The sequence below is a fragment of the Planococcus shenhongbingii genome, assembly GCF_030413635.1.
In the GTDB taxonomy this organism is placed as follows: domain Bacteria; phylum Bacillota; class Bacilli; order Bacillales_A; family Planococcaceae; genus Planococcus; species Planococcus shenhongbingii.
Genome location: NZ_CP129235.1, coordinates 2,815,439 through 2,841,756 on the forward strand (window position 1 = coordinate 2,815,439; position 26,318 = coordinate 2,841,756).

Annotated in this window: 22 protein-coding genes; 3 read left to right on the forward strand and 19 right to left on the reverse strand. The window is 43.2% G+C overall.

Annotated elements, in window-relative coordinates; all coding sequences use genetic code 11:
• Nucleotides 1–2 precede the first annotated feature (2 nt).
• The 3 genes from addA to QWY16_RS13925 form a co-directional block, all read right to left on the reverse strand.
• Nucleotides 3–3,608, reverse strand: coding sequence for a helicase-exonuclease AddAB subunit AddA (gene addA, locus QWY16_RS13915; protein WP_300989821.1), 3,606 nt, complete (start codon nucleotides 3,606–3,608; stop codon nucleotides 3–5).
• Nucleotides 3,586–7,062: a helicase-exonuclease AddAB subunit AddB gene (gene addB, locus QWY16_RS13920; protein WP_300989822.1), complete on the reverse strand. Its 3,477-nt coding sequence runs from the start codon at nucleotides 7,060–7,062 to the stop codon at nucleotides 3,586–3,588. The genes addA and addB overlap by 23 nt, the downstream gene beginning before the upstream one ends.
• An 80-nt stretch (nucleotides 7,063–7,142) precedes the next feature.
• A complete protein-coding gene (locus QWY16_RS13925; protein WP_300989823.1) occupies nucleotides 7,143–7,769 on the reverse strand; it encodes a TVP38/TMEM64 family protein in 627 nt (208 codons plus the stop codon).
• A gap of 468 nt (nucleotides 7,770–8,237) precedes the next feature.
• Here QWY16_RS13925 and QWY16_RS13930 point away from each other — a divergent pair, with 468 nt between their 5' ends.
• Entirely contained in the window at nucleotides 8,238–8,930 is a 693-nt protein-coding gene (locus QWY16_RS13930) for an AzlC family ABC transporter permease (RefSeq protein WP_300989824.1), read from the forward strand.
• Nucleotides 8,930–9,238, forward strand: coding sequence for an AzlD domain-containing protein (locus QWY16_RS13935; protein WP_300989825.1), 309 nt, complete (start codon nucleotides 8,930–8,932; stop codon nucleotides 9,236–9,238). Before QWY16_RS13930 ends, QWY16_RS13935 begins: the two co-directional genes overlap by 1 nt.
• 28 nt (nucleotides 9,239–9,266) lie before the next feature.
• Here the strand turns inward: QWY16_RS13935 and QWY16_RS13940 are convergent, their stop codons facing one another.
• The 12 genes from QWY16_RS13940 to hpf all read right to left on the reverse strand — a co-directional run bounded on the left by QWY16_RS13940 (nucleotide 9,267) and on the right by hpf (nucleotide 22,046).
• On the reverse strand, nucleotides 9,267–9,524 hold the full coding sequence (locus QWY16_RS13940; RefSeq protein WP_300989827.1) for a CsbA family protein: 258 nt from the start codon (nucleotides 9,522–9,524) through the stop codon (nucleotides 9,267–9,269).
• Nucleotides 9,525–9,538: 14 nt separating this feature from the next.
• The gene (locus QWY16_RS13945; protein ID WP_300989828.1) at nucleotides 9,539–10,600 is read right to left on the reverse strand and encodes a PDZ domain-containing protein; all 1,062 of its coding nucleotides are present in this window, start codon (nucleotides 10,598–10,600) and stop codon (nucleotides 9,539–9,541) included.
• Nucleotides 10,601–10,779: 179 nt separating this feature from the next.
• The gene (locus tag QWY16_RS13950) at nucleotides 10,780–11,886 is read right to left on the reverse strand and encodes a trans-sulfuration enzyme family protein (RefSeq protein ID WP_300989829.1); all 1,107 of its coding nucleotides are present in this window, start codon (nucleotides 11,884–11,886) and stop codon (nucleotides 10,780–10,782) included.
• Nucleotides 11,887–11,898: 12 nt separating this feature from the next.
• Nucleotides 11,899–12,477 (reverse strand): peroxiredoxin family protein, encoded by a 579-nt coding sequence (locus QWY16_RS13955; RefSeq protein WP_300989830.1) that lies wholly within the window; start codon nucleotides 12,475–12,477, stop codon nucleotides 11,899–11,901.
• 176 nt (nucleotides 12,478–12,653) lie between these two features.
• Nucleotides 12,654–14,081 (reverse strand): murein hydrolase activator EnvC family protein, encoded by a 1,428-nt coding sequence (locus QWY16_RS13960; protein WP_436837191.1) that lies wholly within the window; start codon nucleotides 14,079–14,081, stop codon nucleotides 12,654–12,656.
• A 72-nt stretch (nucleotides 14,082–14,153) separates the two neighbouring features.
• Complete coding sequence (gene ftsX / locus QWY16_RS13965; protein WP_300989832.1) at nucleotides 14,154–15,038, reverse strand: permease-like cell division protein FtsX; 885 nt, start codon at nucleotides 15,036–15,038, stop codon at nucleotides 14,154–14,156.
• Nucleotides 15,028–15,714 (reverse strand): cell division ATP-binding protein FtsE, encoded by a 687-nt coding sequence (ftsE, locus tag QWY16_RS13970; RefSeq protein WP_300989833.1) that lies wholly within the window; start codon nucleotides 15,712–15,714, stop codon nucleotides 15,028–15,030. Before ftsE ends, ftsX begins: the two co-directional genes overlap by 11 nt.
• Before the next feature lie 265 nt (nucleotides 15,715–15,979).
• Complete coding sequence (gene cccB, locus QWY16_RS13975) at nucleotides 15,980–16,324, reverse strand: cytochrome c551 (protein ID WP_300989834.1); 345 nt, start codon at nucleotides 16,322–16,324, stop codon at nucleotides 15,980–15,982.
• Between the two features lie 50 nt (nucleotides 16,325–16,374).
• On the reverse strand, nucleotides 16,375–17,205 hold the full coding sequence (locus tag QWY16_RS13980) for a YitT family protein (protein ID WP_436837192.1): 831 nt from the start codon (nucleotides 17,203–17,205) through the stop codon (nucleotides 16,375–16,377).
• Nucleotides 17,206–17,435: 230 nt separating this feature from the next.
• Nucleotides 17,436–18,537, reverse strand: a protein-coding gene (gene prfB / locus QWY16_RS13985; protein WP_300993453.1) for a peptide chain release factor 2 whose coding sequence is annotated in 2 segments (ribosomal slippage) — nucleotides 17,436–18,464 and nucleotides 18,466–18,537 — 1,101 coding nt in all. Because the reading frame shifts where the segments join, the coding sequence is not laid out codon by codon here.
• A gap of 88 nt (nucleotides 18,538–18,625) precedes the next feature.
• Nucleotides 18,626–21,148: a preprotein translocase subunit SecA gene (gene secA / locus QWY16_RS13990; RefSeq protein WP_300989836.1), complete on the reverse strand. Its 2,523-nt coding sequence runs from the start codon at nucleotides 21,146–21,148 to the stop codon at nucleotides 18,626–18,628.
• Between the two features lie 316 nt (nucleotides 21,149–21,464).
• Nucleotides 21,465–22,046, reverse strand: coding sequence for a ribosome hibernation-promoting factor, HPF/YfiA family (gene hpf, locus QWY16_RS13995; RefSeq protein WP_300989837.1), 582 nt, complete (start codon nucleotides 22,044–22,046; stop codon nucleotides 21,465–21,467).
• A gap of 127 nt (nucleotides 22,047–22,173) precedes the next feature.
• On the opposite strand from hpf, the gene QWY16_RS14000 reads away from it, so the two are divergent.
• Nucleotides 22,174–22,878, forward strand: a complete 705-nt coding sequence (locus QWY16_RS14000; protein WP_300989838.1) for an SDR family NAD(P)-dependent oxidoreductase — start codon at nucleotides 22,174–22,176, stop codon at nucleotides 22,876–22,878.
• A gap of 102 nt (nucleotides 22,879–22,980) precedes the next feature.
• Here the strand turns inward: QWY16_RS14000 and QWY16_RS14005 are convergent, their stop codons facing one another.
• From QWY16_RS14005 to QWY16_RS14020, 4 genes are read right to left on the reverse strand one after another with little or no spacing between them, the layout of a single operon-like run.
• Nucleotides 22,981–23,325 carry a PilZ domain-containing protein gene (locus tag QWY16_RS14005; RefSeq protein WP_300989839.1) on the reverse strand — a complete coding sequence of 115 codons (345 nt, stop codon included), beginning with the start codon at nucleotides 23,323–23,325 and terminating at the stop codon, nucleotides 22,981–22,983.
• 34 nt (nucleotides 23,326–23,359) lie between these two features.
• Complete coding sequence (locus tag QWY16_RS14010; RefSeq protein WP_300989840.1) at nucleotides 23,360–24,019, reverse strand: ComFC family protein; 660 nt, start codon at nucleotides 24,017–24,019, stop codon at nucleotides 23,360–23,362.
• Nucleotides 24,016–25,344: an ATP-dependent helicase ComFA gene (locus QWY16_RS14015; RefSeq protein ID WP_300989841.1), complete on the reverse strand. Its 1,329-nt coding sequence runs from the start codon at nucleotides 25,342–25,344 to the stop codon at nucleotides 24,016–24,018. Before QWY16_RS14015 ends, QWY16_RS14010 begins: the two co-directional genes overlap by 4 nt.
• Nucleotides 25,345–25,382: 38 nt before the next feature.
• On the reverse strand, nucleotides 25,383–26,219 hold the full coding sequence (locus tag QWY16_RS14020) for a DegV family protein (RefSeq protein ID WP_300989842.1): 837 nt from the start codon (nucleotides 26,217–26,219) through the stop codon (nucleotides 25,383–25,385).
• Nucleotides 26,220–26,318 lie beyond the last annotated feature (99 nt).

The window sequence follows — 26,318 nt, forward strand, 5'->3', positions numbered from 1 at the left end:
TCCTAAATTTTCACTGTCTGCTTTGCAGCAAACAAGTATAAAAGACGTTCTTTGATCGGAATTTGCAAGATAGCTTCCACCGCTTCTTGATAAACTGCTAATTGAACGCCATACCTAGCAGCCATTTCATGGCCAATATCCGGAATCTGGCCAATTTTATCCGTTTTGTAGTCAAGCAGGACCCAGCCATCTTCTTCCTCAAAAATGCAGTCGACAATCCCTTGGATGATTTGGTGGTCTCCTTCGAAATCTTCTTTCGCATAAGTAAAAGGAACTTCCCGTTTGATGTTTTTCGCATGTAACAAACGCTCTGCTATATCACTGCCATAAAAAAGCTCAATGTCAGTTATATTGACCGCTTTGCCTTCTTCAGGTGATAAGATTTCCATGCCTACCAGCGTTTCTACAAATTCTTTGATTTCAGGAGCCGCCAATTTTCTGTCTAATGGGATGTGTTGCATAACGGCATGGACAGCGGTTCCGATATCAGCAGCCGACAAGCTTTTCTCTTGCATGAAATCCGGCCGGTGAACCAAAGTCCGCCGCAATGGCTCATTTGCCTGAATGAACGATTCAGGTTCATCGAGCCGCTGCAGCATCTGCAGACGTTTCATCTCAGAAACCGATTGCTTCGATCTCTTATCAACCGCATTCTGGAAAGGATATCGGAAATCAAAACGGCTAGCTACTTCTTCTGTAAAGTCTTCTGCTCCTTCATTCGGCCGGAGCAATTCATCGACGTCAATAGAAGCTGGCAGCAATGAAGTGGATTCAACAATGCGAATGAGAAATTTGGAATCGTGCGGCAAAGAACTGCTGTTGCCTTGTAGAATCTCTGCAGCATCCGGATGGCGCGAAATTGCTGGACCGATCCAGTCCAGGTAGCCTTTTGCCCGCGACCGGATATAATCCGGCAGTAAAACAGCCGGCGAGTTCACTTTCCATTTTTCGATCGTTCGGTCGATGTCTTTCACCGATGCTGTCAGATAAAGGCGTTCTTTTGCCCGCGTCATCGCTACATACAATACACGCATTTCTTCTGCCTTCATTTGAAGCTGTTTCATTTCTTTCACCGCTAAAAATGGCAATGACGTATATTCCAAACGCGTGTCAGGATTCACCGCTTTTACAGCCAATCCATAAACCTGGTCAAATAAATACGGCTTATGAAAATCCATTTCATTGAATGATCGGCCGGTTCCTGCAAAAAAGACCACTGGAAATTCGAGCCCTTTTGACTTGTGGACTGTCATTAGCCGAACCACATTCTCTTTTTCACTCAGTGATTTGGCAGTACCCAAATCATCTCCTCTGTCCCGCATTCGGTCGATAAACCGGATGAATCGGAACAAACCGCGAAACGATGTTTTTTCATATTCCAATGCCCGGTCATGCAGCGCACGCAAGTTTGCTTGACGCTGCTTGCCGTTCGACATCGCTCCAGCCATTTCATAATAATTCGTATCTAAATAAACCTGCCAAATCAAGTCGGCAAGCGAGCCGCGGCGAGCCAAATTGCGCCAGTCCTCCAAATGCAGCATAAAACGGCGCAGTTTTTCTGCAGCTGCCGGATCGATGCCGGATCCCCCTAATATAAAGGTTTTAACCGCTTCATAAAAAGAGGCTTGCGGAGCTGCTAAACGGATTTCAGCTAATTCATTTTCTTTAAGGCCGATAAATGGGGCCCGCAGTACAGACACTATCGGAATATCCTGATAGGGGTTATCGATGACACGCAGGGTATTTAGCATGATCATGACTTCAAGGGCATCGAAATAACCGCCTGTCAATTCAGCATACAATGGAATGCCCGCTTTCTTGAACTCATCAACAAAATCTCCCGACCAAGTCATTGAACGCATCAATACGACAATGTCGCTATACTCCAATTTGCGCTGCTCTTTTTTCCATGGATCGTAGACAAGTGTCTCTTTTTCTACCAATTCACGGATTTTCTCAGCAATATAACGGGCCTCCCACTGGGATTTAGCCAAATCCTCTTCCGGTTCTTCTTCATTTTCCGGCTCATGGATCAATGCCAGTTCAATAGGGATTTCCTGTTCAGGATACGGCGCTTTTGTTTTTAAAGCGGCTGCTTCATCGTAGTTGATTTCTCCAACACGCTCACCCATGATCTGGGCAAAAATATAGTTGGTCCCATCCAAAATCTCTTTCCGGCTTCTGAAATTGGCATTCAAGTCAATCCGCAGTCCTGTTTCTTGCGAGTCTTTCGTAAACCGGCCATATTTGCCGAGAAACAGCATCGGTTCAGCAAGCCGGAAACGGTAAATCGATTGTTTCACATCGCCCACCATAAATAAATTTCCGTCTTTTTCCCCTCCAGATTTCACTAATGAAAGTATCGTCTCCTGAAGCATATTGGTGTCTTGATATTCATCCACCAGCACTTCTTTAAACTGGTTCTGATAGTCTTTTGCAATTGCTGAAGGCTGGCCTTCCTCGCTCAAAATCTGAAGTGCATAATGCTCCAAATCCGAAAAATCGACAATCGCTCTTTCAATTTTCAGCGCTTTGTATTGATTGGCGAAGACTTTCGTCAATTCCACCAATGTTTTCATCAATGGAGCCATTTCACGCATTTCATCAAGCAAGCGTTTCGGCGTGCGCGTAAAGTATGCTTCAAAGACGTTGTTGACGATTTTCTTAACGTCGCTGCGTCTCGCTTTTGCTTCTTCAGCAAGCTGAGGATCGCAGCTATCTTTTCGAATCGTGGCCGCTTTCGCCCAGCTGAAATTTTTCGTAAAGGAATACAGGCTGTCCCATGAATCTTCTAACGAGTAAATCGCAGTACGGATCAAATCCATATCCATTTGGAAAGTCTCACTCAGCAAATAGGGGCCGTCCGGCTGGTTTGCCAAATCATTCCCTTCAGATGCCAGATGCAAGGCTTCTTCGAAAGCATGACGTATCGTCATTTTCAAATCGCTTATAAACGGCAAATCATCTACCGAAGCTCCTTCTGGCACTGCGTAAAGGTTTGGCACTTGTTCAAGCCAATCCGCAGGATCCGGGTGAACCCGCGAATAATCATACAATTTATTCAACAGCACTTCCATGGCCTGGTCGTTTCGGTCTGACGTAAAGCTGTCAGCGAGCCGATAAACAGCATCCGCTTTGTCGCCTTCATATGCTGATTCCAAAACGGCTTCAAGTACATCGTCCCGCAGCAAAGCAGCCTCTGTTTCATTGGCAATCCGGAAGCCCGGATCGATCTCCAGTAAATAGGCATATTGTTTAACCACTTGCAGGCAAAATGAATGCAGCGTAGAAATCTGCGCTTTATTGATCAGCCGCAATTGCTTGCGCAAATGCTGGGATTCGGGATTTTCAGCTACAGCTTTTTCTAAAGCATTTAACATCCGCAAGCGCATTTCAGCCGCAGAAGCGTTGGTGAAAGTGACGACAAGCAGCTCATCCACTGATATCGGGTCTTGTTCAGCCACCACTTTTTCAATCATCCGGTTGATCAATACAGCTGTCTTCCCTGATCCAGCGGCTGCGGAAACAAGCATATCCTGGCCCTTAGCCCAAATAGCTTGCCACTGTTCCTCTGTCCAAGTAGCATCAGTCGGTTTTATCGGAATCATCGCTTGCAGTCTCCTTTCGAATAAGTTCTATTGCTTTTTCACTGCTCAAATCCGGCAGTTTGCGGTAACTTTGATCGGGATCTGACGGATCGAATTGGCAGATGGAGCGGTAAGAACAGAATTGGCATGGTGTGTCTTCTTTCACTTTATAAGGAGTGATTTGGGTATCGCCATCTAAAATGCCATTGCCCGCTTTTTGGTGTTTATTGCGGACAAAATGGCGAATCATTTCCATGTCTTCTCTTTGTACCGTTTTGGACTGGGATTTAGAAATCTCGCCTTTTTTGTTCATTCGGACTGGAATTACATTTGAAAAGCCTTCAATTTCACTGTCCATCGCATAAATCACATCCGGGTCTTCTACAATCAACCCGTTCATTTTAAATGATTTAGCAACTTCTTCTTCAATTTCGTCCGCAGTCATCAGTTTGGACAGCTTCAGCATAGGATTATGCATATGGAAATACAGGACGCCAGCCGGTTCTGCCTGAGTGCCGAGCCAACGCTCCGAATGAGTTAATGCAACGTCCAAATAGGTGAAGGTCTGCAAAGACAGACCATGATAGACATCGCCGAGGTCCAGGCCTTGTTTTGAAGACTTATAATCGACAATCCGGATATACGGCTTGCCGTTGATTTCTGTTGAATCGATTCGGTCGATGCGCCCGCGCACATTCATTTTGCGTCCGCGCTTTAATGCAATATCAAGCGGCGGAATCGCTTCTGCTCCTCCAAATCCAACATCCAACGCCACAGGTGCAAAGCCGGTCACTTTGGCGTGCCTGCTGAGCATAAAGGCGGTTTGGCGAATGATGCCTTCCAATTTATGCTGGATATATCGGTAGCGGTGTGAACTGATGAGGATGTGATTAACAAAATAAGGCGACAGCTGTTCAATGGCGCCTTTAGCCAATTCCTGGCATTGCTTTTGGCTTAAAGAAGACCAAGAAACACCGAGCCGGCTCACTTCGTCTGAAATCCATTTAATAGCTGCATGGAACAAATCCCCCATTGCCGGAGCTGCCAATTTATATTGATCTCTTTCTTCAAGCCGCAGCCCATAAGAAACATATTGCGCAAATGGACAGCTGAAATAAGTTTCTACCCGGGAAACACTTGAAGAGACCGGCAAACCATATAGCGGCTCTGCAATCTCTTCACGCAATTGATCGGCCACATTCGGTTTGATCGGTTCGACTATCCGTTCGACCACAGACGCCCAAAATGGATCTTCGCGATAATATGACAGTACTGCCCGCCATTCCGGCGCAAGCTCTCCTGCACGCAGCTGAGACGTTAAATAAGCCAGGCTGGCACGAGGATGTGATATATAAGGCAGCGGAGAAGCGTTTTCCAATTCTTCAGGATCAATCACTGCTGGTGTCAGTTCCAGATTGAACATATCTTTAATCTTCTGGATGTATAACGACGGCATCAACGCTTTTCCTTCTTCGTCTGCAATCGGGTAAGAAACAGTCAAAAAATCCGAGGATGCAGTGAATGTACGGTACGCTGTATAAGTTTCATCCATCAGACGCATTTTTGAAGTCGGAGCCAGTTCGATGCCAATCGTTGCAAACCATTCCCGTTCCGTATCGGTCAGCAGCCCTTCCTGCTCCACGCGCTTAGGCAGAACGCCATCATTCACTCCAATGACAAATACCGACTTGATATCCATAAGCCGCGCTAAATCGATTTTAGACACGGTTATTTGATCAAGAGAAGGCGGAATGCGTGAAAACTCCAATGTTTCAAACCCTTCATCTAAAATTTTAACTGCCGTGCTGAGTTCCACTTCCTTATCCCCGAACATAAGCACAAATTGGTCCAGCACTTCAATCCACTGTTTCCAAGCTTGTTCATGCTCTGTAGCAGCCAGCAAGCGATGCTCTGATTCTTCCCGCTCTTTTAAGGATTGCAGTTTCCCGTAGACATTCATTTGTTCAATGAACAAATAAAGGGTTTCCGCAATTTCTCTGCCCGTTGAACACTTATCCAGTTTGTCCTTCAATTCTGACAGCGGTCCTCGGATCAAATCGCGTACAGCATGAAGTTCCATCTGTGCAGCCAATTCTTCATCCGTCTGGATGCCAGTATGGAACTCCAAGCCCCGGTATTTTTTAAAAAACCAGCGTTTTTCGTCAAACCAGCGTTCGCCGTAGATTCCATTGGCAATGATGAAATTTTCGAGAAGGTCACTGCGTTCCCGCCATTTCGATACACTGCCTTCCGGGAAAAATAAATCTGTTTTAACAGCACGGAAGACCGGCTCATAGGAATAATTGGACAATACGGCTTCCAGCACCGACCGGCTGAATTCAATAAGCGGATGGTGCAGCATCGATTTTTTGCGGCTGATGAAATACGGAATATCGTATTGCGGAAAGATTGTATTGATGAGTTCATCGTACACTTCAGGCTGTCGATATAAAATAGCAATATCTTTATAACGCATGCCTTCACGTGTCTGCTGCCGGATGGACCGCGCCATCGCATGCACTTCCGCTCTACGGTTGGAAGCTTCGACTAAAGAGATGGCGCCGCTTGATACTGAAGTTGCCAACGGATAATCATCAAAGTGTTCTTCAAGATGCGCGAGTTCGGCCTTGTTGAAACGCTGCTGCATGTCCATATGCACCGGCAGGTCGACTTCGACGCCTTCTTTTCTGGCCTGCTCTGTTAAGCGCTGGGCTGTATTTGCGGTCTGATAGAAAATTGCCTGCTCATCATGCGCATCTGTGCCACTGTCCAAAGGAAGGGCTATTGTGACGTTTTTAGCATACTTCATCAACTCGAAGATGATTTCGTATTCACGTGCAGTAAACGTAAAAAAGCCGTCAATGTAAATATCTGCAGACTTGATCGTCTCTGAAAACTTGATTTTTTCGGACAGCAAAGCCAAATGGCCTTCAGAGTCCACAAAGACTTTTCCAAGCCGGCTTTCAAGTTCCATCAAGATGAGCTCCAGATCCGCCGCTTTATCCAATAAAGTGCGCGGGGCTCCAGCAGAAGCCAAAGAGGCCCGGATTGTTGTCAATTCTCCGCAATCGACACAATACCTGGCAAATTCTTTTACTAGCTGTTCAATCTGATCGGTGAACCCTCTTTTACCGGCCGCTCTCCGAAACAATTGAAATTCTTCTCTATGCTCTTCCAATAAACTGCGGATCAGCATGCGATACCCAAAAGTGTCTACTTCTTTCCGGCTGATTCCGCCAACTTCCTGCAGGACACGCCACGCCAGCCTCTTAAAAGTGGCTGCCTGAGCACGGATCATCCCGCTCATGCCATAGGCAGAAGAAAGCCGATATTCTGTTGAAAACGACATCTGGTCCGGTACAACCAAAAATATCGGATTTCCAACTCTGCTGCGTTTTAACTCTTCTGCAATCTCTTCTTGGATAAACCGGGTTTTCCCTGATCCGGCTCGTCCATATACAATTCGCAACGACACGACTTCACTCCCTCTCAAATAGAACGTTTGTTCTTATTATATAAGAATTAAGCTATAGTTGCCACTTTACAGGCAGTTTATCAAATTTCTTTTTTGCCTTCTTCGCTGGCTCTGCGAAAGTCTGCTTCTACCCGCTTATTGAGCCTTTTTTCTAAAATCTTCCCTATTATGTAGAGCAGTACTATGACCACAACAACAATAGCTGTACGGATAGGCTGTGTAAACAAAGCTTTAATATCATAACCGACAAAAGAAATCATAAAGACCATGACGAACTTGCCCGCCATCACTGTCAGTAAATAATAATGTCTGCTGATATTCGATAATCCCGCAACCACGTTGACGAGAGCCGATGGAGTAAAAGGAAAACAGAGCAGCAAAAAGAGCGGGCCAAAGCCATTGCGTTCTACCCAATGAATCAGCTTTTCAATCTTTTGGTGTTTCGTCATGAAGTTCATAAAACGGGCACGGCCATATTTCCGTACTACTAGAAAAACAGCATAAGCTCCTAGAACTGTTCCCCCCCACGATAAAAGAAAGCCAATCCATAAGCCATAAGCTGTTGCATTGGCAAAAACGAACACGAACAAAGGCAAAAATGGCATGAACGCTTCTATAAATGGCAGCAAAAAACCGATAAGGGGACCAAATGCCCGATAAGATTGAGTTAATTCAATTATATTTTCCATCGAGAAAAAATCTGACATGCATTTCATCCTTTAAGTTTCGTAGATTTTAAATTATTGTTTCTTTATTAATTATTACTATCTTTATATGCCGCTTCGACCGCTTTGGGCAGGACTCCCGATGAGCCCAGCCCCTGGACGCGCCGGCGCTGGATAAGCTTTCTATAAGGGAAATAATCATCTATATACATCTTTGATTATTAACCACTTAGATATGGATTAAAACAGCAGAGAAAACCGTACTGTTTCTGCACACTTCGTCACACAGAATGGGCGCTCCCACATCAAGCAAAGCAGCATTGCGAAACATTCGTAGCTGAAAATTATCTATTGCACTTTTATACTTTCATGAAGAACATTAGAATCTGTTACGGCTTTATAAAACAGCCTTCAAAAATCAAATGGTATTTGATATGCTATATTAATTACTTTACACTCTTTCTCCTCATTTGGAAAATGAGTAATACTTATACATAAGGAGCGGGTCAAATGGATGAACACGGGTTTTCAGCAGGTTTAAAAGCCGGAGTCAGTATAGCGATCGGTTATTTTCCAATTGCTCTGACATTCGGACTGCTTGCCAAAACTACCGGCCTTTCACTAATCGAAGCGACGGCAATGAGTGTCTTCGTTTTTGCAGGAGCTGCTCAATACATCTCTTTGTCGCTGATTGCTGCTGGTGTTTCCCCCGTTGTTATTGTAGTGAATACCTTCGTCGTTAATATCCGCCACTTCTTAATGACGGCTGCGCTGAATGAAAAGATGCAGCCGGATGCCATTTGGAAAAAAGCCCTTTACGCTTTTGGCATAACGGATGAATCGTTTTCAGTGTTGGCTACACAATCAGGTGGCAGGCTCAAGACTTCTTTTGCTGCAGGAGTCATTATTATTTCATATGGCAGCTGGGTAGTATTTACAGCGATTGGGCATCTGATCGGTGCTAACCTGCCTCAGTTTCTCCAGGCCTCAATGGGAATCGCTTTGTATGCCATGTTTGTCGGCTTGCTTGTTCCATCCATGCGCGGCAACAGGAAAGTGGTAAGCTTGGCAGCTATTGCCGGCATCATTAATTCGCTGTTCTATTTTACCGGCTGGCTGTCAACCGGCTGGGCAATCTTAGTGTCGACACTTGTTTCCGCTATATTTATTGAATATATTTCTCCGAGAGCGAGGAAAGCATAATGGGTACTTGGTTTTGGTGGATGATTCTTGGAATGGCGGCAGTCACTTATATTCCACGCGCTATTCCGTTGACATTTTTAGAAGGGCGGGAACTTCCTGCTTCCGTTCAAAATGTTCTCAAAAACATTCCTTATGCGGTTCTCGGCGCGCTAATTTTCCCTGCTATCTTTTTCATTCAGGAAAACATATGGTTTGGCGTGTTAGGGGCTGCTGCAGCTTTTGGTCTGGCGTTCATGGGAGCAAACGTAATGGTTGTAGTTCTGGGTTCTATCGCTGTTCTAGCAGTTTACAGCTTAATCTTCATGTGATATACATCCTATAAAATAGAAAAAGCCGTCACTCATCTTCATGAGTTCCGGCTTTTTTCGAGCGGTTATACATGTTGGTAGCATACCAAAACCCTAAAGTTAAAGAAGCGGCATTCACGGCATATAAAAACCAAGTATTGGTGTATCCTGCATAAACTGCCGCTGCAATCAATGCAACCGTTAAGATCAACGCTACGATATGATTAAACGTGACTCTCGTGAATAAGACAACAAATAATCCTGGCAGCAGCAGCGACAATATAAACTTCGTGAACATCGATTCCATTTGCGATAAACTCCTCAGTTGACAACAATCAATCCTAATCGGTGATGATCATGCCGGAAAATTATATGCTGGCGAAGTCTCACTTCATGGCTGTGATCGAGGACTTCCAACCGGCAATGCGCTGCATTTACTTGAATCGCTTCATATAATTCCGTTTCGTTCGAAACAGACAACCCATTCACTTTGCGGATCACTTCGCCGCGTAAAAGGCCCATTTTATGCGCGGGCGAATCAGGCAGTACATCGACAATCATCAATCCTTGAGAATGTGGTGTTACAGCATGGTTTCCTTGCCGCTCTTTCATCTCAAAATACAGGGTAATGACCAGCCGGCCTATAACTCCTAAAATAAGGGCTATAATGGCCAATGGCTCCCATAGCAATGATGCTAATGCCAGAACCGCTATTCCAACACCCAGTTTCCATGTCATTTTGCCGATTGCGGGATACAGATAAACCGGCAATGTTTTTCGTGCACGGTTTTGAAATCCAAAAACAAAAGGAAATAGTATAAATGAGAAAGAGCTTTGCCCAATTGGAATCTGCGGCCAATAAGGTGCCACTTCCTCGATAAGAGAACCTGGCACTGCAAGCAAAACCGGAATAAGCCATAATCGCTTAGAATCGTAGGCTGCGGCCTTTAGTCCCCTTGGTGACTTCTGCAGTCTTGGTGAAGCTGAAGGAGCTCCATTTTTACTGATCATCAGGCCTTCTGCAATTACGAACCCGCCTGCCAGAAGTGCTACCGGCAACAACCATTCCCAGGCAATATAATAGCCATCATAATTGATGAACCCTAAGTTGGCCGACCATTCATTGAAATCAAACAGCCAACCGAGAGCCACCGCAGCCGCCGTTAGATAAATAAACGAACCTGCTTGATAAAATCCTGAAATCACCATGATTATGCTGACAATACTCAAAGCAACCAGCCATTCTAAAGGAATGACTAAGCCGACTCCGGCAAAAATCACTGAAAAAATTAAAGCATACTTCCATCCGTCTTTCAGGAAACCGGAAAATTCTGTCCAGCCCCACACAATTCGCGTACGGAACATTTTCCGTTCGCGTTTCACCCGAAAATACCCTAATAAAACTGCGGCTAACAGTGCTATGTATAAAAGCGGGTTAATAAAAAATCTGCCTATATCTAGTAACGCGGTCATCATCACTTTTTTCACACCATCCTATCACTGGCAACTAACGTTTCTTATCATTGTACCAAAGAAATGGCAGACTCTGCACTTCTTTTTAGTTAATTGAAGGCTGCGCTTAACTGCGCCAAAATATCTTCTGTTCCTTCTATGCCAGCAGACAAACGGATTACTTGTTTCGTCACGCCGATTTTCACTTTTTCTTCATCTGATAATGCGCGGTGGGAAGTTCCGTAAGGATAAGAAACTGTCGTTTCAACTCCCGCTAATGTCGGTACAATTTTAATCCATCCCAATGATGAAAAGAATTTTGAAACATCTGCTGTTTCAGGTAAAGCGAACGTTACAATCGCGCCTTTTCCTGGATACCAAACTTGTGCTTTCCCTTCTAAAAATGCCGCAATCGCTTTTGCATTTGCAGTTTGCGCCTTCATCCGAACTGCAAGTGTTTTAATTCCCCGCAAGGTAAGCCAAGCTTCAAAAGGGCTCAAATTCATTCCCAAGTTGACAATGCGGTCTTCAGCATCAGCGATCAGCACTGCATCGCCTACTAAGACGCCGGCTGTTACATCACTATGCCCGCCTAAATATTTCGTCGCACTATGAGCCACTAAATCTGCCCCTGAATTATACGGATTTATCGTATAAGGAGTGGCGAACGTATTATCAATCATAACTTTAACTCCATAGTGTTTTTTAAGCTGAACGAGAACTTTAATATCCTCTACTCTCAAAAAAGGATTGGTGATTGACTCACTGAAAATCAGTTTAACTTCCGGATAGTCTATCAATATTTGTTCAATTTCACTGGTATATGCGAAATCAGCAAAATGCACTTGTATACCCATTCTGGCCAATTCATCTTTTAATAAATGGAATGTTCCACCGTATACATCTTGAGCCGCTACCACGTGATCGCCTGCCTTGGCAACGGACAAAATGCCGGCCAGAATAGCCGCCATCCCGGAAGAAGCTGCCACTCCCCGAGGTGCACCTTCCATAGTAGCGACAGTTTGGCCAAGCGCATCCGTATTGGGATTTGCAGTGCGCGAATAAAGGTAAGTGCCATTTCCTTCATAATAACCTTCCAGCTCTTCGAGTGAAGAGAAAGAAAAAGCTGACGTCTGATACAACGGCATAACTTTGGGTTTAATCGTACGTTCCTCTAATGCTGCAGTATGTACAGCTTTTGTTTCAATCATATCCATCTTTACAGCTCCTCACTCTAAATTTGAAATCATCTTCTCAATCATTGTTTCATCCATCGGCCCCACAATTTTGTTTTGCACTCTTCCCTTTGTATCAATCATATAACTGGTAGGAATCGTAACAGCTTGGTAAGAAGCACCGATCTCGCCTTCTAAATCCATTGGTATAGGAAAAGTCAGGTCGTATTCACGGACAAATGTTTTCACTTTGTCAATGCCCCGGTCTTCGGTAGTCAAATTTACTGCAAGGATTTCTACGTTTTCTTCCTTAGCCTGTTCTTCGAAATACTTTTGCATATGCGGCATTTCTGCCCGGCACGGAGGACACCAGGTCGCCCAAAAATTCAGGATCACTTTTTTCCCTTGATAATCCGATAAGCTGACGGTTTCACCATCTAATGTGGTAAGTTCGAAATCAGGCGCCACTTTGCCTTTAGCCAAGCCTTCATCAGTAGCCAAAAATTCGACATCACTGCCTAAAGCAATATTATCAAATTCAGATGTGTTTTCAATATTATTTTTTACAATGCCGGCTATTACAATTCCAATCATCGCAGCAATCAACAATAAGCCGAACAGCTTTTTAGACATCCCTCATTCACCTCATTCAAACTTCATCATACGATAAAATGCAGCCACTATTCCACTGCAGACTCCAGTTAAAAATGGCTTTTATGTGAAAGCTCTTATATTCAGAGGTTTTCGCACCCACAGACTCACAGTGAATAAAAAAAGCCGGCATCACTAGCGATGCCGGCTAAAACGTTTTATAGAGCAATGTAATTAGCAGGGTTTACTGCGTTTGTACGTGCACCATTCCATGGACCCACATGAATTTCAAAATGCAGGTGAGATCCGAATGAGCGTCCTGTATTCCCCATTTTCCCTACGCTTTGCCCTTGAGAGACCGATTGGCCGACAGACACGCCAATAGAGCTTAAATGAGCATAAACAGTTGCATGCGTCTGGCCATTGATTGAGTGAGTAACGATAACAACATTCCCGTACCCGCCCATAGATCCAGCATAAGAGATATATCCGCTTGCTGCAGCTACGACATTTGTCCCAACTCCATTAGCGATGTCTACGCCTTGGTGGAATTCCTGGCCGGCACCGATATCGCGCCATCCAAATTTAGACGTATAACGGCCAGATGCCGGTCGGATAAAGTTCGAGCTTACAGCTTGCTTCACTGCCGGTGGAGTATAAACAGCAGCCGGTTTTGGTGCTGCTGCTGCTCTAGAGGATGAAGAGTCCGCAGACTTCGAACGTGCCTCCGCTTTTGCTGCTGCCGCAGCTTCAGCCGCGGCACGTTCTTCTGCTGCTTGTTGGGCTGCTGCTGCTTCCGCTGCCGCTTTTGCTTGCGCTGCTCTTTCAGCCGCTAATTTGCGCTGGCGCTCTTCTTCCGCTTTTCTTGCCAATTCAGCAAGACGCGCTTGTTCATCCATGATTTGCTTCTCGAGTTCAGCGGTAACGTCAATTGCTTCTTCACGCTGCTGAACCAAATTCGCTTTTTCACTCGCTAAACGCTTTTGCTCTGCTTGAAGGTTTTTCACTAAACCGGCTTGTTCAGCTTTTTGGCCATCAAGAGATCCTTTTAGTCCTTCTAGTTCTGCACGGCGTTTTTCCTGTTCAGCCAGTTTTGTTTCCACTTGCGCTTTTTGCTCCGCAAGAAGTTTTTTATCTTCTGCTTGTTCGCGCATAATTTCGCGGTCTGCATCGATCAAAGTGTTAACTGCTGAAAAACGGTCGATGAAATCAACAAAGCTATTAGCTCCAAGCAATACATCTATGTAATCTACAGATCCGCCGCTCAATTGAATCGCGCGTGCGCGTTCTTGCAGCAAAGCCGTTCTTTCATCAATTTTACGTTTTAATTCTGCAATTGAAGCCCGTAGTTCTTCAATTTCCGCTTTTGTTTGCCCAATCTCGCCTTCAACGCTAGTAATTTTTGCTTCTGTTTCTTTGATTTTCGCGTCTAATTCATTGATTTGAGCCATAATCTTTTCTAAAGTTGATTGGTTTTCAGAAATTGCGTTTGTTTTTTCACTAATTCCTGAATTCAATTCACTTTGTTGCTGTTGTGCTTCTTGTTTCTTTTGTTCCAGTTCACTTAGTTTATCAGCATTAGCTGTCGGCACTAAGACCGACAACGCTAATACAGAAGATAAACCAGTCAACATCCACTTCGACATTGGCTTCGAGTTCAAATTCATGTTCCCCTTTCGGATTTACGTTCATTCTTTCTCTCTATTGTTTATCTATTTTTAGACGCGCAAGAATTTACGAATCGACATAAAGCTTCCCCAAACACCGATAAAGACACCCATTACTAGAATCAAAGCACTCACTTGGTAAATGAGCGGAGTGAAGTTCAGTATCTGCATCAGTTCGCCGCTTAACTTCGGTTGAACAAATTCAGTGACATTGTAGTATAACGCGGCAACTAATCCAATTGGAATAATGGAACCCAGTAAACCAAGCCACATGCCTTCTAAGATAAATGGTATACGGACAAACCAGTTTGTCGCGCCCACTAATTTCATAATTTCAATTTCACGCCGTCTTGCAACGATTGTGATGCGGATTGTATTTGAAATGAGGAACATTGCTGTGAACAATAATGCCAGGATCAAAATCAATCCTACATTTCGTCCCGTGTTCAGGAAATCGAAAAGTTTCTCGATTTTGCCTTCTCCATATTCCACGTCTTCGATATTTCCGACTTTCGCAATTTCAGCAGCAACTTTTTCAGTTTGCTGCGGGTCAGCCGCTTTTACATAGAAAACATTGAACAATGGATTACTTTGTTCAAACAAACTTAATTCGTCTCCAAAATCCAGTACCAAATCCGTCAGTTCTTCTTCTTTTGTGGAATAGTCAACTGACTCTACTCCAGGCATATCAGTAAGAATCTGCTCTATATGTTTAGTCCCTGTTTCATCTGCTTCGAGAGAAACAAACACCTTAATTTCAACGTCATTTTCCAAATCATCGGCAACTTTATTCAGATTCATCATAATCATTACAAATACTCCTACAAGGAGCAATGTAACTGTAACAGCACTGACAGATGCAAATGTCATCCATCCGTTACGCCCGAGGCTTTTTAAACTTTCACGGAAATGGCGTCCTAATGTTCTAGCCTTCATAACCGTAATCACCCCCGGCCACATCACGTACAATTAATCCGCCTTCGATGGCGATAACCCGATGTCTCATTGCATTTACAATTTCACGGTTATGTGTGGCCATTAAAATTGTCGTTCCGCTTGCATTAATCTGTTCAAGCAAATTCATAATCTCCCAAGACGTTTCGGGATCTAAGTTTCCTGTCGGTTCATCGGCGATAACCACTTTCGGTTTGTTGACGATTGAACGGGCAAGGGAAATCCGCTGCTGTTCCCCTCCAGACAATTCATCCGGGAACATTCTCGCTTTATGTTTTAATCCCACCATATCCAGCACGTTCAATACACGTTCGCGGATCTTGGCTGGCGATTCTTCAATCACTTCAAGTGCAAAAGCAACATTCTCATAGACATTTAGTCGCGGTAACAATTTGAAATCCTGAAATACTACGCCCATTTGACGGCGAAGCAATGGCACTTTTTTGTTTTTTAATGTAGCAATATCAATGCCATCCACTAACATCTGTCCTGAAGACGGGCGTTCTTCCCGATACATCATTTTGATAAAAGTCGACTTTCCTGCTCCACTCGGACCTACTATATATACAAATTCGCCTTGCTCTATTTCAACGTTCAAGCCATTGAGAGCAACGATGCCATTCGGATATTTCTTGTAGACATTCTTCATTTGAATCATTTAATAACCACCTATATTAATTAAGTTTCCCTAAGCTGACTGTTACTTCAAAAAATCCGGCAGACTCATTATAACATCCTAAACCTATATTTTTATTACAGTTATGTATCAATTAACATCAGACTTTGAAATATAATATTATATAGGCATAAAGTTTTTGAGTTTCTAAAATTCAAAACAGTTTAGGTATTTTGAACTTTTTTCTATATAAAGGTGGTTTTTAATCAATAACTGGGCATAAGAAAAACCGGCTAAGTTAGCCGGCTCACTTTTTCTCTGATAACCATTTTGCTACTGCGTCCGCTTCTTCACCTTCGATAATGCCTGCTGGCATCGCGCCTTTGCCATTTTCTATGACACCGCGAATTTCTTCTTCTGATAAACGAGCTCCTACATTATTCAATGCAGGGAAATTACCTGCACCTTCCAGATTTTCACCGTGACAGGAAATACAGTTTTGCTGTACCACTTGTTCAGGGTCTACCGAGGTTTCTTCTGTGCCCGCGCTGTCAGGTGTATCAGCAGGTGGCGCAGCTTCATCTCCGCCGCCTCCACATGCTCCCAGGACTAGAGCAGAACCGAACAGCAAAGCCATTAATTGCTTTTTCATGCATGGTTCCTCCTCAAATATTTATTCATACATAATAGAGTATACCAAAGTTAGGACCGTTTAAAACCTTCCCCTAGCACTTCTGCTGCATCAGAGACAATTACAAACGCAGAAGAGTCGACACTTTTTACTAATTGCTTCAACCGGGTAAATTCAGTTTGATGCACAACAACCATAATAATCGGTTTTTCCGTTTCCGTATAGCCACCCGTCGCCGCCAGCTTTGTTACACCCCGATCGATTTCTTCGTAAATGGCATCACGCATTTCCACTTGTTTGTTCGTGATGATATACACAAGTTTTGAACGTCCAAATCCAACCTGTACTAAATCGATGGTTTTCGTGGTTACATACAGACCTACTAAAGCATACAAGCCTTTTTCAATGTCGAAAACAATTGCAGCCGCCAATACGATTAATCCATCTATTAAAGCTACACTTGTGCCCAGTGTAAACCCCGTATATTTCGTAATAATTTGAGCTGCCAAATCTGTCCCGCCCGTAGAAGCTTTCCCTCTAAACACAATCCCAAGACCGGCGCCTACCAAAATGCCGCCAAATAACGCACCGAGCAGCGGGTTCAACGTCCATGGTTCCCAGGAAGCTGTCAAATATACAACGAGAGGCAAAAATATTGTGCCGACAGCCGTTTTAATACCGAAATTCTTCCCTAATAATATAACACCGGCTATAAACAACGGAATATTAAATGCCCATTGGACAAAAGCCGGCGTCCAATCAAACAGCCCTTTTAAAATGGTGCTTATTCCACTGACTCCCCCTGAAGCTACTTCATTGGGCAACAAAAACACGTTAAATGATATTGCAACGATTGCTGAACCAATAAGGATACTGAAATAATCAGTAAATAAAGTCAGCATTGGATGCGGCTCTCGGCGATTACGCTGTTTTGTTTTGTTCATGATGGCGTTTCCTCTTTCCATTTAGTGTTCATTAGAATCTTGTCAGAGTATAGCAGACCAAAGCAAAGTTGTGAACTTCATCGGGATAAAGCAAAAGCTGTGCCATAAGCCAAAGAATGACTTAAAGCACAGCTCTATTTCAATTCATTATAATGGAGACAAAGAATCTTTATACACTGAAATTTCTTTTACTGCATTTTTGAACGCAGCAGTGAATTGATGAAACCATCAAGATCCCCATCCATTACAGCTTGCAGATTTCCAGTTTCGTAGTTGGTGCGATGGTCTTTTACCATTGAATAAGGGTGGAATACATAAGAGCGGATTTGGCTTCCCCATCCGATTTCCTTTTGCTCGCCGCGAATTTCCAAAAGCTGAGCTTCCTGCTCCTCAATTTTCAAAGCATATAATTTCGCTTTAAGCATTTGCATCGCTTTTTCACGGTTTTTGATTTGAGAACGCTCTTGCTGACAAGTCACGACAGCTCCCGTTGGAATATGAGTAATGCGGACAGCTGAATCCGTCGTATTAATGTGCTGGCCACCGGCGCCGCTTGCACGGTACGTATCGATTTTCAAATCTTCTGTGCGGATATCGATTTCAATTTCTCCGGTAAATTCTGGCATTACTTCACATGACACAAACGAAGTATGGCGCCGACCTGAAGAATCGAACGGAGAAATGCGGACTAAGCGATGAACGCCTTTTTCCGCTTTTAAATATCCATAAGCATTATGACCTTTGATGCCAAGCGTTACAGATTTAACTCCGGCTTCATCTCCCGCCAGATAATCCAGCGTTTCTACTTTAAAACCGCGCTTTTCAGCCCAGCGTGTGTACATGCGAAGCAGCATAGAACACCAGTCTTGAGATTCGGTTCCACCAGCTCCCGGATGCAATTCAAGAATTGCATTGTTTTTATCATATGGTTCACTTAATAGCATAGTGAGTTCATAATCGCTTAAATCCGAGATGAATGTTTTCATTTCAGAGCTGATTTCTTCGTGAAGTTCTGCATCATTCTCTTCACGCAGCAGTTCTAAAGTCATTTCCAGATTTTCCTGTGTATCTATAAAGCTGTGATACGTATTGACAATTTCTTTTAATCCATTCAACTCGGATATAATAACTTGTGCTGAATCCTGATCATTCCAGAAGTTCGGGTCAAGCATCATCTCATCCAGTTCTTGAATCCGTGCCTCTTTGTTTTCTAAGTCAAAGAGACCCCCTAAAGTCCGCCAATTTACTGGCTGATTTGTCGAGCTCGTTGCGGATATCTGCTAAATCCATCATTTCGTGTTCCTCCTCAAAATAACACCGAAGAGCAGATGCTCTTCGGTATTTACGTACCTTTATCTCGTTAATTCCATGCCAGCCATCAAACTTTCGCTGTAACGCCGTGGCAGTTTTTAAATTTCTTGCCGCTGCCGCAAGGACAAGGATCATTGCGGCCAACTGTCATTTCTTTACGGACAGGCTCTTTTTTCTTTTTAGGAGCCGGTCCATCTTCTTTTGGATTGACCGCTTGGCCTTTCGCAACTTCTTCACGCTCCAGGTTATTGCGGATTTCCGCTTTCATGGCATACTTTGTCACGTCATCTTCGATTGCTTGAACCATGTCTTCGAACATAGCAAAGCCTTCATTCTGATATTCACGAAGTGGATCGTTCTGAGCATAAGCCCGCAAGTGAACTCCTTGGCGAAGTTGATCCATAGCATCAATATGATCAATCCATTTTGTATCGATGGAACGGAGAAGAACAACTTTTTCGAATTCACGCATGCGCTCCGGCGTCATTTCTTGTTCTTTTTCATCATAATGATTAATAGCAGCCGCTTTAATGAAATCAATCAGCTCTTCTTGTGTTTTGTTTTCCAAATCTTCCGGTTTGATGATGTTCTCAGGCAGTAAAGTAGCTCCAATGACATCAACTAATGATTTCAAATGCCATTCTTCCTGCTTTTCTCCAGTCGTATGAGAATGAACCATACGCTCGATTGAACCATTGATCATGTTTTCCACTAATTGGCGCATATTGTCAGTTTCAAGAACTTCCATACGTTCTTTGTAAATAATCTCGCGTTGCTGGCGCAGCACATCATCATATTGCAGCAAACGTTTACGGGCATCAAAGTTGTTGCCTTCTACTCGTTTTTGCGCAGACTCAACGGAACGGTTCACCATTTTTGACTGCAATGGCTGTGAATCATCCATACCGAGTTTCCCCATCATTGCGCGCATGGAATCCGAACCAAAACGGCGCATCAGCTCATCTTCCAATGATAAATAGAATTGAGTGACACCTGGATCCCCTTGGCGACCTGAACGTCCGCGCAGCTGATTATCAATACGGCGTGATTCATGCCGTTCTGTCCCTAATACCGCTAATCCGCCGGCTTCAACAACACCTTCGCCAAGCTTAATATCTGTACCGCGGCCAGCCATGTTGGTTGCAATGGTAACCGATCCTTTTTGGCCGGCATTCAAAATAATTTCTGCTTCATGGGCATGGTTTTTAGCATTCAGGACCGAATGCTTGATTCCTTTTTTAGACAAGTAATCTGAAATGATTTCAGAAGTTTCGATGGCAACTGTACCAACCAATACGGGCTGGCCATTTTTGTGGCGTTCTGCAATATCTTCTGCAACAGCTTTGTACTTTCCGGCAATTGAAGCGTAAATCAAGTCAACACGGTCATCCCGGATAATTGGCTGGTTTGTCGGAATGGCAATTACATTCATATTATAGATATTTCGGAATTCTTCTTCTTCTGTTTTCGCTGTCCCTGTCATACCGGAAAGCTTTTCGTACATACGGAAGAAGTTTTGGAAGGTGATGGTTGCCATTGTCATTGACTCGTTTTGGACTTCTAATCCTTCTTTTGCTTCAATAGCTTGATGAAGCCCATCTGAGTAACGGCGACCTTTCATCAAACGCCCAGTGAATTGGTCAACAATTATTACTTCACCTTCTTGAACCACATAATCAACGTCTTTATGCATTGTTACATGGGCTTTAAGTGATTGGTTAACAGCATGGTTTAAGCGCACATGTTTTATATCAAATAAATTATCAATGCCAAAAGCTTTTTCAACTTTTTCAATTCCTTCTTCAGTCAAAACCACACCTTTTGTTGATTCATCATAAGTATAATCCTTATCTTTCATCAACAGGCGAGCAAACGCATTTGCCTGAACGTATAGCTGAGCAGCTTTTGCCGCTTGGCCAGATATGATTAATGGTGTACGGGCTTCGTCGATTAAAATGGAGTCGACTTCATCGATAACGGCAAAATTCAATGGCCGTTGAACCATATCTTCTTTGTAAAGGACCATGTTATCACGCAAGTAATCGAATCCTAGCTCATTGTTGGTGCTGTAAGTGATATCTGAGGCATAAGCTTCGCGCTTTTCTTCTTTCGTCAGACTATTCAAGTTTAAGCCGACTGATAAACCAAGCCACTCAAATAGCTGGCCCATTTCTGTCGCATCGCGGCTGGCCAAATACTCATTGACTGTTACAACATGGACGCCTTTTTTCGAAATGGCATTTAAATAAACAGCCATAGTGGAAGTTAAAGTTTTACCTTCCCCGGTTTTCATCTCCGCAATATTGCCTTCATGCAGAGCGGCTGCTCCCATAATTTGAACTCGGAAAGGAAACATCCCAAGAACTCGTTTGGATGCTTCACGGACAGTGGCAAATGCTTCCGGCAATAAATTATCCAAAGACTCGCCTTTCGCATACCGCTCAATAAATACAGCTGTCTTAGCTTTTAAAGCATCATCTGAAAGAGCTGCATACTCAGATGCCAGCGCTTCTACTCCATCGGCTGTCTTTTCCAATCTTTTTAAATCCCGTTTATTCGGGTCAAATACCTTATTCAATACTCCAAGCATTTATAACCGCTCCCTGCTTAGTGTCCGGCTCACCTATATAGGTCTCCAGATCGCTTTTGCTTTTAGTTTTTAGCTCTAGGTCTTTTTAACTTAGAGACCTTGTACTCTTTAATCCATGGCAAAAAATCTCATTACTTATTTTAACATTGCTAGTATCGCTGTGCAAATAAAGAGAAACATCACCCAGGCTTGTTTTCCTCTAAAATACACTTCATTTTGATTGTTCTGAAAGCATAGCAGACAGGTATTCCCATTTTCCTGATTATGTATTATTTTCAAGCAAAAGAAAAGCCTCTCTTTTAGAGAGGCTTTTTCATTATTCGACGCTAGTTTCAATCAATCCGTAACTGCCGTCTTTGCGTTTATAAACAATATTTGTTCCATTTGATTCTGCATCAGTAAAGACAAAGAAATTGTGGCCAAGCATATTCATTTGCAAAACGGCCTCTTCTTCGTCCATTGGTTTTAAGTCAAATTGCTTTGTTCGGACAATTTTGATGTCATCATCATCTTCATCCAAATCAGCATTTGAATCATATGTTGGTCTTGTTTCTTGCTCTGCTATGGCAAACGCCATTCCCATCCCGTCACGTTCACGGAACTTGCGGTTGATCTTCGTTTTATATTTCCGGATTTGACGTTCCAGCTTGCCAACGATCAAATCGACGGCTGCATATAATTCATCATGCCGTTCCTCGGCACGCAATACTAAATTTTTCATTGGAATTGTTACTTCCACTTTAGTTTGGCTGTGGTTAATCGCTTTTAAATTGACCATTGCGGTTGCGTTAGTGCCTTCAGGAAAGTAGCGTTCAATTTTGTCTACTTTCTTTTCGATGAACTCTCGGATTGCGGGAGTTACTTCAACGTTATCCCCTTTAATATTGAATTGTAACATGTTAACTCCTCCTTCTTTTATACCTATCTATACAGTTCTATATCTTCCCTTAACTCTCCTTCTTAAAACGCTAAAAGTTTCACGTTCGTGAATTGTAGGTAAATATAGTGACAAGGAGATGAATTTTATGCTTACAAACAAAACAATTATTATTACAGGAGCTGCACAGGGCATTGGCCGCAGCATTGCCGAACATTTCAAAGCTGAAGGGGCTCATGTTATTGGATTGGATGTCAAAGATGTGGAGATTGAAGGAGTGGAATACCGGCGATGTGATGTTGGGAATTTCGAAGAAGTCATCCAGGTATTCTCTGATATCAATAAAGATTTCGGTTCAATCCACGCATTGATCAACAATGCTGGCCTGTCGGAGTTTAAATCGATCTGGGAAATAGATGAAAGTGACTGGGACCGGGTTCTCGACACTAATTTAAAGAGTGTATTTATCTGCAGCCGGGAAGCTGCCCGTTATATGACCGAAGATATCCGTTCTATCGTTAATATGGCTTCAACCCGCGCTTTCATGTCAGAGCCTAATACAGAAACTTACTCCGCTTCAAAAGGAGGAATTTTTGCATTGACCCACTCACTCGCAGCCACCTTGAGTGAAAAAAACATCCGGGTCAATTCAATCGCTCCTGGATGGATTCATACCGGTTCTGAAGAGCTGCGTGAAGTTGATCACCACCAACATCTGAGTAAGCGCGTTGGAAAAGCCGACGACATTGCCCGTGCCTGCCTATTTCTTTGCGACCCAAGAAATTCATTCATCACCGGAGAATGCTTGACAATCGATGGCGGCATGACCCGCAAAATGATTTACGAGCATTGAAACAAGCCTGCCGTTACCGGCAGGCTTAAGGAAAATCGAATTTCGCACTGTCAACATTTTTTGCATGAAGGATAGCTAAAACGTTTCGACTCAAATTTCTTTTTACCGGATTTCTATACAAGACTCAAGTTCATCCGCTATCAGGATTTCTCTGATTTGGTCTTTTGTCCATTGCACCCCGATCAGGTAACCGCCAGTAATAGGAGTCTTCCAAACCATATTAGCTTGTGCCTTTATTTTTTCATGGTTTATCTTAAAAACCCCTGTAAATAAGCTACCTTCCTCGAAGATATCTTTTTCCGTAAAAATTCTTGCTCCCCGCGGCGAGACGTCCAGCAATAAACCGCAACAAGGGAAATGAATGTTATTGCCATACACCTTTTCGATAAAAATTTCAGCCGGTTTTCCAAAACTATGACGATAGCTTTCCGTTCTGTTATAAAACATTTAATCCCTCCGGTTCATTATGAGGAAGCATGGCTTATCCTCGAATAAGTGTCAAAAAACGGATTTCTTCCGTTCCAGCATCTTTCATTGCTTTTGCCGCTTGGCGCATGGTAGTGCCAGTCGTATATAAATCATCAACTAATACAATTTTTTTCGGAACTTTTTCTCCATTCCATGCAAAAAGATTTTTCGCCGCCATCCGTTCCGCTTTTGTTTTCGTTCCTTGGACATCTTCGCTTTTAATGAGGAAATGGCTATAAGTTAATCCCGCTGCATCCAATAACCGGTCGACTTGTGGAAATGTCCGTTCTTTTAACTTCTTGGAATTCATCGGGATGGGAACCAGAACGTTTTCTGATTTGCGAAAAGCCGTTTTAAGATCTTCTCCGAAAACATGTGCCAAAGCAACATCCTGCAAAAATTTGTATTGATGCAAAAAAGCTTGCATGGCGTCATTATACTGGAATAAACTGCTCCCACTTTCGATCAAGCCGGCAAATTCTGTTGTTTCCCAATGCCTGCAATCCCCGCACATCTCTTCTCCCGGCAACCCGCATTTTCCGCATACGGCACCATCAATCCTCTCAAATTTCCTTTTGCAGCTTGCACAAACGACTGTTTCAGCGTCATTTAAAAATAGACTTCTCCAAGAAGGGCGATAAAGTATGGCGCTATCACAAATAAGACAATTCATGGCAATCCCCTCCTATTGTAAGAAAGGATTTTTTGTCTCGCCCTGTCCATTTCCCTTACAATTCCGTCATGGAAAAAAACCACATCTCCTTTAGGATTTGCAGCAGCCCTGCCAGCACGTCCTGCAATTTGAATTAACGCAGAAGCCTCGAAGATCCGATCGTCGGCACCAACTACAGCCACTTGGACATTCGGGATTGTGATTCCGCGTTCTAGGATGGTCGAAGTCAGCAATCCCCTAACTTCGCCGTTGCGCAATTTCAATACTTTCTCTTTTCGTTCCGGATCTTGCGCATGTACCGCTTCAATGCGAGGATCTAATTCCTGGAATAGTTTAATGCTGTGGACAATTAACTCAATCGTTGGCAAAAACAATAAAAAAGGTTCGTTTTTGCTCAGTTTATCTTGAACCCATTTAGCTAATTTAGGAGGTATTTTGTTTTTGAATAAAACTTTCTTATAATTCCACAACGGTTCAAAAACTGGCACAGGCAAGGCATGGCCATGGAAACGTCTGAAAATTTCAGATCGGTTCTCAACTTTTTTCAATAAGGCGGCGGATGGTGTAGCTGAAACATACACGATTGGAGCTTCTTTCTTTTTTGCTTTGATGACTGCCCGTTCAAGTGCCGGATCGTAGGAGTAAGGAAAAGCATCTGCTTCATCGACAATCATGACATCAAAAGCTTCTTGAAACCGGTATAGCTGATGGGTGGTGGCAATGACAATGTTTGAAAAACCTGTTTCTATTGGAGCTCCGCCGTAAAGAGTGTGAACAATCGTATTTGGAAAAGTGGCTTTTATACGCGGCGATAGTTCAAGTACAACATCTGTTCGAGGTGCGGCTATGCAAACACGTTGGCCTTTTTGAAGTGCTTCAAAAATTGGCGTAAATAATAATTCTGTTTTTCCAGCTCCGCAAACGGCATATACCAGATGGGACTTTCCATTTGAAAGACTGGAAGAAACTTCAGCAGAAGCACGCTGCTGCAAAGCCGTAAGAGTGCCATTCCAGGAAAATAAATGATTTTGTGAAGGGATTGATGATGTGGTTTTCCATGTGATGAGCTCTGTACATGAGCTGACTCTTCCCATTTTGATGCAATGCCTGCAATATAAACAATTGGCATCACAATTTGAACAGTAGAAAGAAATGATTTTGTGGGGGGATTTTTCAAGGCAACGGGCGCAAATATGTCCGTCAGCAATTCCATTTGTAACTGTTATAAACCCTTTGGCAATCGCTTCATTTATAAGGTCTTCTGAAAACGGAGTGAAATTTCTCAGCCATATCCGGCCATTTAAAAATTCCTCCAACTCTGGCATTTGCATTCTCCTTCCGAAAATCCAAAAGGCCTGGGCTGTTATTTCTTTGCCCAACCAAGACCCATTGAACCTTCACCTAAATGTGTTCCGATGACCGGACCAAAATATGAAATGGAAAATTCGACTTCCGGGCATGAAGACTTTAATTCTTCCAGCCATTTTTGTGCTTCCTCTGGCCGATTCGCATGGATGACGGCAGCCTGAATTGATTCGCCAGCAGCAGCATCTTGTTTGAGTAAGTCGGCAATGCGATTCATCGCTTTCTTTCTAGTTCGGATCTTTTCGAAAGGAACAATTACTTTATTTTCAAAATGCAAAAGCGGTTTAATTTGAAGCAATCCGCCGACAATCGCTTGCGCATTCGAAAGTCTTCCGCCTCTGCTTAAATGTTTCAAATCTTCGACCATGAAATAAGCACGCATTGTTTTTTTCATGTCGTTAAGTTCATTCATAATTTCAGCAGCGCCTGCTCCTGTATTTGCCATTTCAGCAGCTTTTAAAGCGTAGAACCCTTGCATAGCGCAGGAAATCTCCGAATCAAAAGAATGAACGGCCACTTCGCCCACCAAATCATTTGCTTGCCTTGAACCTTCAAAAGTTCCACTGATGCCACTTGATAAATGAATAGAAACAATTTCCTTATGGTCATTCGATAGTTTTGTATACAAACTTACAAATTCTCCTAAAGGCGGCTGTGAAGTTTTTGGCAGCTCCTCCTTCGCTTTTTTATAAAATTCATCAACGAGCAAATCTTCTTCTTCTGCAAACGATTCGTTCTTGAAAGTTACTTGGAGAGGAATCATATGAATATCCGCTTTTTCTCGTAATTCTTTTGGAATGTATGCAGTACTGTCTGTTACTATTGCCGTTTTCATTGTTAATCAGCCTCCTTTGCCAGTTTACCAAAAAATACCGTCGAAAAGGCATAGAAAAAAACTTCCTGAAAAATTTTCAGGAAGTTTTTTGTCTGGTTC